We start from the raw sequence: 8,269 nt of genomic DNA on the forward strand, positions 1-8,269 counted from the left end.
CCGCGGCGCTGGCGATCCGGGCGCTCGGACCGGCCGGATCCGCCCGAACCACCCTGCGGCGCAGGCTTTTCCGCCTCCCGCAGATCCTGCTCGGCCGCCTTGGCCAGCTGCTGCTCCTCCCGCGCGGCGGCCTTGGCCTCCTGCGCGACCGCGTCGGGCGGCGCCTGCTGCGCGGATGTTTCGCCCTGCGGCCGCTGCGCGGGCGGTGCGGCCTGGGCCTGCTGGGTGGACCGTTCGCCCTGCGGCTGCTGCGTGGACTGTTCGGACTGCGCGACCGGTTCGGGCCGCTGCCGCGGTTCCGGTGCGGGCGCCGGGGCCCCGGCGGGACGTGCGGCGGCTCTGCGGCGCGGACGGTGCTGTTCCGAATCACTCATGCGTACACCCCCGCCGCCTCCAGATCCGCCGCGATCAGGTGCAGCAACTCCCCGTCGGGCATCAGCTGCGGCAACCGCGGCTCGCCCACCTCGACGCCGATCAGGCGCAGCCCGCACTTGGTCATGGCCACGCCGCCCACCCGGGCCATAGCCCGCATCAGCGGCAGCATGCTCACGTGGATCTCGCGGGCGCCCGCGACATCACCCGCGAGGTAGGCCTCGCGCAGCGCCACCAGCCGCTCCGGGACGAGATGCCCGATGACGCTGATGAATCCGGCCGCGCCGACCGACAGCCACGGCAGGTTCAGCACATCGTCGCCGGAGTACCACTCCAGTCCGGTCTCGGCGATCAGTTCGGCCCCGACGCCGAGGTCGCCCTTGGCGTCCTTGACCGCGACGATGCGCGGATGTTCGGCGAGGCGGCGGATCGTCTCGGGCAGAATCGGCACCACCGAGCGCGGCGGAATGTCGTAGAGGGTCACCGGCAGGTCGGTGGCGTCGGCGACCGCGATGAAGTGGGCCAGCAGCCCCTCCTGCGCCGGACGCGAGTAGTAGGGGGTGACCAGCAGCAGGCCGTGTGCGCCCGCGCGCTGCGCATTGCGCGCCAGCTCGATACTGTGTGCGGTGTCATAGGTGCCCGCGCCGGCAATCACCGTCGCGCGGTCGCCGACGGTATCGACGACGGCGTGCAGCAGATCGAACTTCTCCGACTCGGTGGTGGTCGGCGATTCACCGGTGGTCCCGGAGATCGCGAGCAGGTCGACACCGCGATCGACCAGGCGGTTGGCCAGGGCGACACCGGCATCGACATCGAGCTTGCCCTCGGCGGTAAAGGGGGTCACCATCGCGACACCGACCGTGCCGGACGCGCGCAGCTCACTTCGCGTCGGTTCACCGTTCGTCATGGTCAGCAAGGCTACCCGGTCGGCTCCGCATGTTTGCGCCGCCTCCGCCACCGATGCCGCCGATGTGACCGGTTCGAGAGCCGGTGGGAGCAACCCACCGGCACACCGACGCCACGGGTGACGTCAAATTGGCGGTGGCGTGACGCCACCCGCGCTGTCATGCTGGTGTCATGGATTTGAACAAGTACACCGCGCAGCTGCGTGAGGACCTGGTCGCGGCCGCCGCCCTCGGCGACGAGAAGACCCAGGCCACCGCCGCCGCCCTGGCCGCGGCCACCGAGAACTCCGCGCGGCTGGCACTGCTGGCGGCGCTGTCCGACCTGGCCGCCGAGATCAGCGAGACGCTCGGCGACCGCACCGTGCACGTCTCGGTGGACGGCACCGACGCCCACGTCGACGTCCGGCCGACCGAGCGGAGCAACGACCAGCCGAGCTTCGAGGACCTGACCGGCGATATCAGCCGCGTGACCCTGCGCATGGTCGATCAGATCAAATCGCGCGCCGAGCAGGCCGCCGCACAGAGCGGGATGTCGTTGAACTCCTGGCTGTCCAGCACGGTCCAGGACGCACTGCGCGACCAGATGCGCAAGGGCGGCCCCGGCCGCTGCGACGACTGAGGGTCAGGTCGATACGGACACGTTCCCGTCGGTGTCGATCTCCGTGCGGCGGTCGTGATCCGGCGCGTTCGCCAGCACCGTCGCCAGCACCCGACGGCCCAGCGGCAGCACCCGCACGGTCACGGAGCCCGCGTTGGCGGCATCCAATTCCCTTGTGGCCGCGTCTATCACGCGCTGGCGCACCCAGTGCGGCGCACCGGCGAAGCCACCGTCGTCGAGCAGCACCACCTCGACCCCGCGGGCGCGGGCACCCCGCGCGGCGCCGCTGAGCTCCTCGCTCACCAACTGCGGCGCGCGCAGGCCGTCGCGCAGCTCGGCCTCCAGCAGGCGGCATTCCTCGCGTTCGGCCACCGTGAGTTCGGCGCCGTCGGCGATGCGCTCCAGGATCGGCCGCGCCACCCGGTCCAACCGCGCCAGCTGCCGGATCCGTTCGCCGTCGGCCGCGGCCATCGTCGCCTCGGCCGCGGCGCGAATCGTCGCTTCCTCCCGGAGGATTCGCAGCGAACGCTGGGTCGGGCGGATGATCACCGCGAATACCGAGATCGCGGTGACCGTGCCGACCGGGACGAGCGCGGCGGAGATCGCGCCGTCCGCGGTGCCGATCCGCAGGGCGGCTATCGCATCGACCGCCACCACCCCGGCCACCCCCAGCCAGGCCGCCCCCATCCGGCCGCGCAACACCAGCACCGCCATCACATAGGACGTGACGAAGGTCGTCCACACCATGTGACCCGCGTGCTCGGAATCCAAGTGCGACACCGTGAGTGCGGTGGCCACCGGCCCCGCGGCCACGATGAACCCGGTCACCGGCCACGGCAGCGGATCGGTGGCCACCACCAGCGCCAGCGCACCGGCGACCACCTGCACCACCAGCGCGGCCAACACCGCCCACGGCGGCGACGCGGACAGGTTGCGCAGCATGTACAGCACGATGGTCAGTTCCAGGATCAGCAGGAACAACCAGGCCGTGCTGCCGCGCAGGCCGAGCAGCTCGCGCAATCCGAATCCCGCGTCGATATCGTTGTCCCGCAGGTCAATTCGAACCATCGCCGCCCCACACGAGCGTCACGGTCGTTCCCTCCCCCGGTTGTGATTCCACGAATCCGGCGCCACCGGACAGCTGCCGCATCCGCCCGAGAATGCTCACCGAGATGCCCAGCCGGTCGGCCGACACCCGCCGCACGTCGAATCCCGCACCGTCGTCGGTGAACACCAGCCGGATACTGCCCGCGCTGATGGTGCAGGTGACGGCGCGGTGCACCGGCTGCCCGGCCACCGCGGCATGGCGCAGGCTGTTGCGGACCGCCTCCGCCAGCGCCGAGGCCACGGTGGTGGCGGCGTGCACGGGCATGCGCAGATCGTCGAAGCCGGGCCAGGTCCGGGTGGCGAACCGGATCGCGGGATTGATCTCGTGCACCGCCGAGCGGAGGAAGATCACCGCCGCGCGGGCGTCGAGCACATCGGGTTCGCGCGCGGCGACCCGGATCTCGTCGAGCTGTTCCAGGGTGTGCTCGGCCTGCCGGTGCAGCACCGCGGAGCGCTCGTTGCCGCGCGAGGCGTCGAGCAGGGTGGACAGCACGGCGTCGTGGATGAGCGCCGCGAACCGGGAGCGCTCGTGGTCGCGCGCGGACGCCGCGGCCGACGACGCCGCCTGGCGGCTGGCCCGCGCCGACTCCCGGTCGACCCGGGCGGCGGCCCCCAGGGCGCTGACCACGCACCACAGCAGCAGCGTCGACAGCCCGAACGCCCGCGCGAACGCGCTCAGCGCCGACATCGCCGTGAAATCCTCGACGAGATAGATATCGGTCAGCGCCACCGCCACCGAGCCCAGCAGCAGATATCCGGCCGCCACCAGCAGCGGCCACGCCAGCGCGGCGGTCAGCATGCCCAGCGGCAGCATCCGGTACAGCCACACCGAGGTCGCGTCCACGCTGTGGGCGTCCACGGCGAAGGGCAGCGTGGCGAGCGCCGCCAGATAGCCGAGCGCCGTGGCGCCGGCCACCGCGCGAATCGTCCGGGGCTCCCACCGGATCGACACCGCGGCCAGCACCGGGAACCCGGCGAAGACCAGCAACGCCGCCACCGGCGCCCACCACGCGGGCGCGACCCGGCTCTGGGCGACGATCTCGGGAAGATCGACCAGACCCATGATCATCCCGCCGATCCCCATGGACAGGCCGAGCCGCCGAATGATCCGATCGAACGCCACCGCGCCCGTTTCCTCGCTCACCGAATGTCCGCGCCACCACGCTCCGGTCCGCACCAGCGGTCCCGTTCGAACGATCGGTGCGTCCAACGTGCCGGCAGCGGTCATGCCCGGGGGTGGCGTTCGGGCACGGGCAGCCAGCCGTCCTCGACCGCTCGCTTGTACAAATCGGTCTTGGTCGGCGCGGGCCGCCCGGCGTCGGCGTACTTCTGGCGAATGCGGCCCAGGTAGTCGTTGACGGTCTGTTCGGACAGGCCGGTCATGCGCGCCACCCGCGACGCCTTCTCGCCCGACGCGTACAGCGTGAGCACCTCCTGCTGGCGCGGGCTCAGCCCGACGTCCGGCAGCTGCGGGTCACCGTCGATGGCCGCGGCCCAGTCGGTCGTCACCACCTGTTCGCCGGAGGCCGCCGCGCGCACCGCCGCCACCACGGTCTGCACGTCCTCGGACTTGCGCACCACGCCCAGCACCCCGGCCCGTGCCGCGGACCGCACCAGGAACGGATTGTCGGCGCCGGTGAACACCAGCACCTCCAGCCCGCGCCCGCGCAGGGCGCGCACATTGTCCTGCGGGGTGGAGCCGTCGGCCAGCCGCAGATCCAGCACCACCAGGTCCAATTGCGGTCCCGCGGAAAGCAATTCGGCCACGGTACCGGCCGCCAGCACGAGCTCGAGGTCGGGTTCGGAGGCCAGCATGGAGGCCAGGCCGAGCGCCACGGACTCGTGATCCTCGACGAGACCTATTCGGCGGCGCGGTTGCGATACTCCCGGCTGATCGGGTGTCCCCTGTGGTGGCGCTTCCACGGCCCTCTCACCTCTTCCCAGAATCCCGAACACCTCGCCCGGTGACCGACCCGCGCGCGCAAATCAAACAGGCACCGGAACGTACTTCGTGTCGAGTATGCCGGGGCGGGGCTGTTCGAGTCAGCCACCAGAAATCGGGGGGCCGCATATCAGGACATCAGTTGCGCCGCCAGCGTGGCACCCAGCTCCCAGCAGCGCTCACGATCTTCCTTGGTCGGCGGTCCCATGACGATCACCGGCGCCGCGGCCTTCTCCCAGCCGAGGCCGGTGGTGACGGTGTCGACACTCTCCTCCGCACCCTCGGTGCCCTGATTGCCATGGATGAACAGCCCGTAGGGACGGCCGCCGGTCGAATCCAGGCACGGGTAGTAGATGACATCGAACGCATGCTTCAGCGCCCCGCTCATATACCCGAGATTCGCCGGGGTGCCGAGCAGATATCCGTCCGCCTCCAGCACATCGACGGGGGAAAGGGTCAGCGCCGCCCGGCGCACCACCTCGACACCCTCGATCTCCGGATCCGTCGCACCGGACACCACCGCCTCGAACATGTCCTGCATATGCGGAGACGGCGTGTGATGCACGATCAGTAGTCGGGCCACGTTGCCGAGCGTAACCCGGCCGCGCGGCAGCGGGCCGGGTGTGACACTCGTGCGGCCGGGTTAGTAGTCGACACCTCCGGCGGCGGACCCGTCGCCCTGGCGGGACATTCTCGGCGCGAATACGCCGGGGGGCTTCTGACCAGGACTCGAGCAATCTTCTTCCTCGACGCGGTGGCGGATGCCGTCCACCGATCGTTCTGTCGGAATTCGCTCGGGCCACCAGATCGCTCCGACGACGACCGCCAGCGGCAGGCCGAGCACCACCACGAATCCGATGATCACCCATATGCCGCTGGTCACCGCGCCTCCATATCGGTGAAGGACGCCGAATCTGCATCAATGAGGGGCACCGTCGCCGCTGCAGGTCCACTCGTAGCCTCGGCAAGAAACTCCTCCGGGGTGACTGGCCATCCGTCGTCCCCGACGAACGACCAGGTGCCGTCGTCGTGGTGGAGATAGCCGCGAGGGCGGTGTTCTGGCGGGTATTCGAACGTCCACGGGACATCGCCTTCCCCCAGCGATGGTGTGCTCACAGCCCGCCCCTTCCGTCATTCCGGTTGGCTTGCACCCGCCGTCGAGGGACCGAAGCCGAGGCCGGTTCGACCCGACGGCGGGGCGCAGTACGGACGCTAGGCGCGTGTCGCCTCAGTTCGATAGAACTTTGCAGCCCTTTGCGCACAGCCTTGCATGTAGTAGTTCTTCACTGGGAGGCTTTGCGATGAATGCTCTGCCAACTCGCAAAGGAAGGTCTCGTAATGGACTCTGAAATGCAGTTGCGACTTCTCGGTTCCGGCTCGGGCCACGGCGGCTGCCCAGCCGTGTACGTCTGCGATGACACCGGCGAACTCGTCGTACAAGGCGATATCACCGACCGCTCCGGGACTGTGCTGGTTCCTCATGTCCTGATCGACTGGCTCGAGCCCGCCATGAAGCTGCCGATCGAGGCGAGCGCGGCACCCGGCGCGTTTCTCGTGACCGGCGAACCTGTCACGCCGGGAATCCGAGCCAAGCTCACCCTCGCCGACAACGAAACCGCCGTGGTGGTGGCCTGATGCTTTACGTCGCCGGTGACGGAATCTTCGAGCCGCTGTTTCGCGCCACGCGCCGCCGTGCCTTCCACCTGGAGGTGAAGGACTCCTACGCTGTGGCCGATGAAATCGAAGCTCTGCGCCGCTGGGCGGCCGGGGAGTCCTACGAGATCGAGGAGCAGCCGGAGTCATGGAAAGCGTGGGATGACCTGATGGTCGAGTCGGCCGAGCGCGGCATCGCACTCGAACGACTGCGGGTGGTAACCGTTCCGCACTCGGACTACACGCGATGGCTGCTCAGCGAGACGCACACGCGAGTCGAGGTCGGGGAAGTGGTCCGGTGGCTGCCGCGACACTTGACCGAACCGACCGACGTACCCAGCGATGACTTCTGGCTGTTCGATGACGACAAAGTGGCCTTCACTACCTTTAACGAGGCAGGAGAGTTCACGGGCCTGTCGATCACGACAGATCCGGGCATCGTCGGCCTCTGCGCACAAGCACGAGCGACGTTGTGGCCGAACGGCATCGACCACGCCCGATACGCCGAAAGTGAGTATGCGAATACGCCGTGAATGCAGTGAATGATGCGCGGGCCGCGCTCGGCGCACGCCTTCGAGAGCTACGCCGAGCCGCCCACCTGTCCGGTGTCGATCTCGCTGTCCGGTGCGGCTGGCATTCCAGCAAGGTCAGCCGCATCGAACTCGGGAAGCAAGCACCGTCCGAAGCCGATCTCGCCGCCTGGTGCGAGGCGTGCGAAAACCTCGCCGTCCTCGATGACCTGGTAGCCAGCCTGCACAACCTGCGCTCGATGTACTTGGAATGGCAGCGCACCCTGGCAGCAGGCCACGCGCACCGACAGCGTCAATCCCTCGAACTCGAAGCGCAGGCGCGCCTAATCCGCTGGTTCGATCCCGACACCGTGCCCGGCCTGCTGCAGACCGAGGATTACGCGCGCGCCATCCTGCGCGCCTGCATCGCCATCACCGGAGGCCGTGACGATCTGGACGAGGCTGTTGCCACGCGGATGGCACGACGCAACGTCCTCCAGCGCGGCGGACACCGCTTCCACATCCTGCTCGGGGAGGCGACGCTACACCGCACCGTCGGCGACAACGCTGTGATGGCCGGACAGCTCGAATACCTACTGACAGAGCTGGAACGCCCCAACCTCCGACTCGGTGTGATCCCCCTCGACGCCGAATACCGCGCGCCCGCAACGAACTTCATCATGTACGACCGCGCGCAAGTACTCACCGAAGCAGTCAGCGCCGAACTGACCATCACCCGCCCATCCGAAATCGCCCTACACGAGAAGACCTTCTCCCTGCTCGCCGATCAGGCCGCCTACGGTGGCGCCGCCCAAGCACTCATAGGAGATGCACTGGAGCGTCATACGAGGGCCGAATGAGCACTCTTGCTAGTTTCGCCACGGTCCGTGGGTCGGCCGACGAAGCCCTGTTCAGAATGCACGAACAGTAGTCGGGTCAAGCCACAGAAGTAACCCGGCCGCGCAGTCGCGGCCGGGTGTGACACTCCTGCGTCAGTTGTCGATGTGGCCGGTGTCGGGGCCGTCGCCCTTGCCCTGGGACGACGGTGAGGGGACGACGCCGGGGCCGCCCGGGGTGGCGGCGGGCGGGAGGGGGACGGGGGCCGGCGTTGTGACGCCCGGGTACAGGCCGCCGGGGCCCATGCCGGAACCGACCGCGGGGGGCGGCGGGACTATCGGCGCGG

General features: G+C 69.4%; 10 protein-coding genes and 2 pseudogenes. 4 read left to right on the forward strand and 8 right to left on the reverse strand.

Annotated elements, in window-relative coordinates; genetic code table 11:
• Both NM1_RS40390 and dapA read right to left on the reverse strand, forming a co-directional pair.
• Window positions 1–374 (reverse strand): annotated as a pseudogene (locus tag NM1_RS40390) (hypothetical protein); the annotation flags it as partial.
• Window positions 371–1,279, reverse strand: a complete 909-nt coding sequence (gene dapA, locus NM1_RS40395; protein WP_068033070.1) for a 4-hydroxy-tetrahydrodipicolinate synthase — start codon at window positions 1,277–1,279, stop codon at window positions 371–373. The pseudogene NM1_RS40390 and the gene dapA, both read right to left, overlap by 4 nt.
• A gap of 170 nt (window positions 1,280–1,449) precedes the next feature.
• On the opposite strand from dapA, the gene NM1_RS40400 reads away from it, so the two are divergent.
• Complete coding sequence (locus tag NM1_RS40400; RefSeq protein ID WP_068033072.1) at window positions 1,450–1,896, forward strand: hypothetical protein; 447 nt, start codon at window positions 1,450–1,452, stop codon at window positions 1,894–1,896.
• 3 nt (window positions 1,897–1,899) lie between these two features.
• Here NM1_RS40400 and NM1_RS40405 read toward each other — a convergent pair whose 3' ends face one another.
• The 5 genes from NM1_RS40405 to NM1_RS40425 all read right to left on the reverse strand — a co-directional run bounded on the left by NM1_RS40405 (window position 1,900) and on the right by NM1_RS40425 (window position 5,807).
• Window positions 1,900–2,943, reverse strand: a complete 1,044-nt coding sequence (locus NM1_RS40405) for a DUF8320 family protein (protein WP_068033074.1) — start codon at window positions 2,941–2,943, stop codon at window positions 1,900–1,902.
• Window positions 2,930–4,126, reverse strand: coding sequence for a sensor histidine kinase (locus tag NM1_RS40410; protein WP_246011745.1), 1,197 nt, complete (start codon window positions 4,124–4,126; stop codon window positions 2,930–2,932). Before NM1_RS40410 ends, NM1_RS40405 begins: the two co-directional genes overlap by 14 nt.
• A gap of 80 nt (window positions 4,127–4,206) precedes the next feature.
• Window positions 4,207–4,905, reverse strand: a complete 699-nt coding sequence (locus NM1_RS40415) for a response regulator transcription factor (RefSeq protein WP_068033078.1) — start codon at window positions 4,903–4,905, stop codon at window positions 4,207–4,209.
• A gap of 149 nt (window positions 4,906–5,054) precedes the next feature.
• Window positions 5,055–5,507: a flavodoxin family protein gene (locus NM1_RS40420; RefSeq protein WP_068033080.1), complete on the reverse strand. Its 453-nt coding sequence runs from the start codon at window positions 5,505–5,507 to the stop codon at window positions 5,055–5,057.
• 60 nt (window positions 5,508–5,567) lie between these two features.
• A complete protein-coding gene (locus NM1_RS40425) occupies window positions 5,568–5,807 on the reverse strand; it encodes a hypothetical protein (RefSeq protein WP_068033082.1) in 240 nt (79 codons plus the stop codon).
• A gap of 455 nt (window positions 5,808–6,262) precedes the next feature.
• Between NM1_RS40425 and NM1_RS40430 the strand changes: the two genes are divergently transcribed.
• Genes NM1_RS40430 through NM1_RS40440 form a run of 3 tightly spaced genes read left to right on the forward strand, consistent with a single transcriptional unit; the run spans window position 6,263 to window position 7,946 of the window.
• Window positions 6,263–6,559: a hypothetical protein gene (locus NM1_RS40430; protein ID WP_068033084.1), complete on the forward strand. Its 297-nt coding sequence runs from the start codon at window positions 6,263–6,265 to the stop codon at window positions 6,557–6,559.
• Window positions 6,559–7,110, forward strand: a complete 552-nt coding sequence (locus NM1_RS40435) for a DUF6879 family protein (protein WP_068033086.1) — start codon at window positions 6,559–6,561, stop codon at window positions 7,108–7,110. Before NM1_RS40430 ends, NM1_RS40435 begins: the two co-directional genes overlap by 1 nt.
• Entirely contained in the window at window positions 7,107–7,946 is an 840-nt protein-coding gene (locus NM1_RS40440; RefSeq protein ID WP_068033088.1) for a helix-turn-helix domain-containing protein, read from the forward strand. Before NM1_RS40435 ends, NM1_RS40440 begins: the two co-directional genes overlap by 4 nt.
• A gap of 132 nt (window positions 7,947–8,078) precedes the next feature.
• Here NM1_RS40440 and NM1_RS43280 read toward each other — a convergent pair.
• Window positions 8,079–8,269, reverse strand: a pseudogene (locus NM1_RS43280) (response regulator); the annotation flags it as partial.

Origin of the sequence: Nocardia mexicana NBRC 108244 (assembly GCF_001613165.1) — a bacterium.
Lineage (GTDB): Bacteria > Actinomycetota > Actinomycetes > Mycobacteriales > Mycobacteriaceae > Nocardia > Nocardia mexicana.

What these genes read in the sequence shown, in the direction of transcription:
- dapA (WP_068033070.1), bottom strand. Translation starts at nt 1,279, where the DNA reads ATGACGAACGGTGAACCGACGCGAAGTGAGCTGCGCGCGTCCGGCACG.
- NM1_RS40400 (WP_068033072.1), top strand. Translation starts at nt 1,450, where the DNA reads ATGGATTTGAACAAGTACACCGCGCAGCTGCGTGAGGACCTGGTCGCG.
- NM1_RS40405 (WP_068033074.1), bottom strand. Translation starts at nt 2,943, where the DNA reads ATGGTTCGAATTGACCTGCGGGACAACGATATCGACGCGGGATTCGGA.
- NM1_RS40430 (WP_068033084.1), top strand. Translation starts at nt 6,263, where the DNA reads ATGGACTCTGAAATGCAGTTGCGACTTCTCGGTTCCGGCTCGGGCCAC.
- NM1_RS40435 (WP_068033086.1), top strand. Translation starts at nt 6,559, where the DNA reads ATGCTTTACGTCGCCGGTGACGGAATCTTCGAGCCGCTGTTTCGCGCC.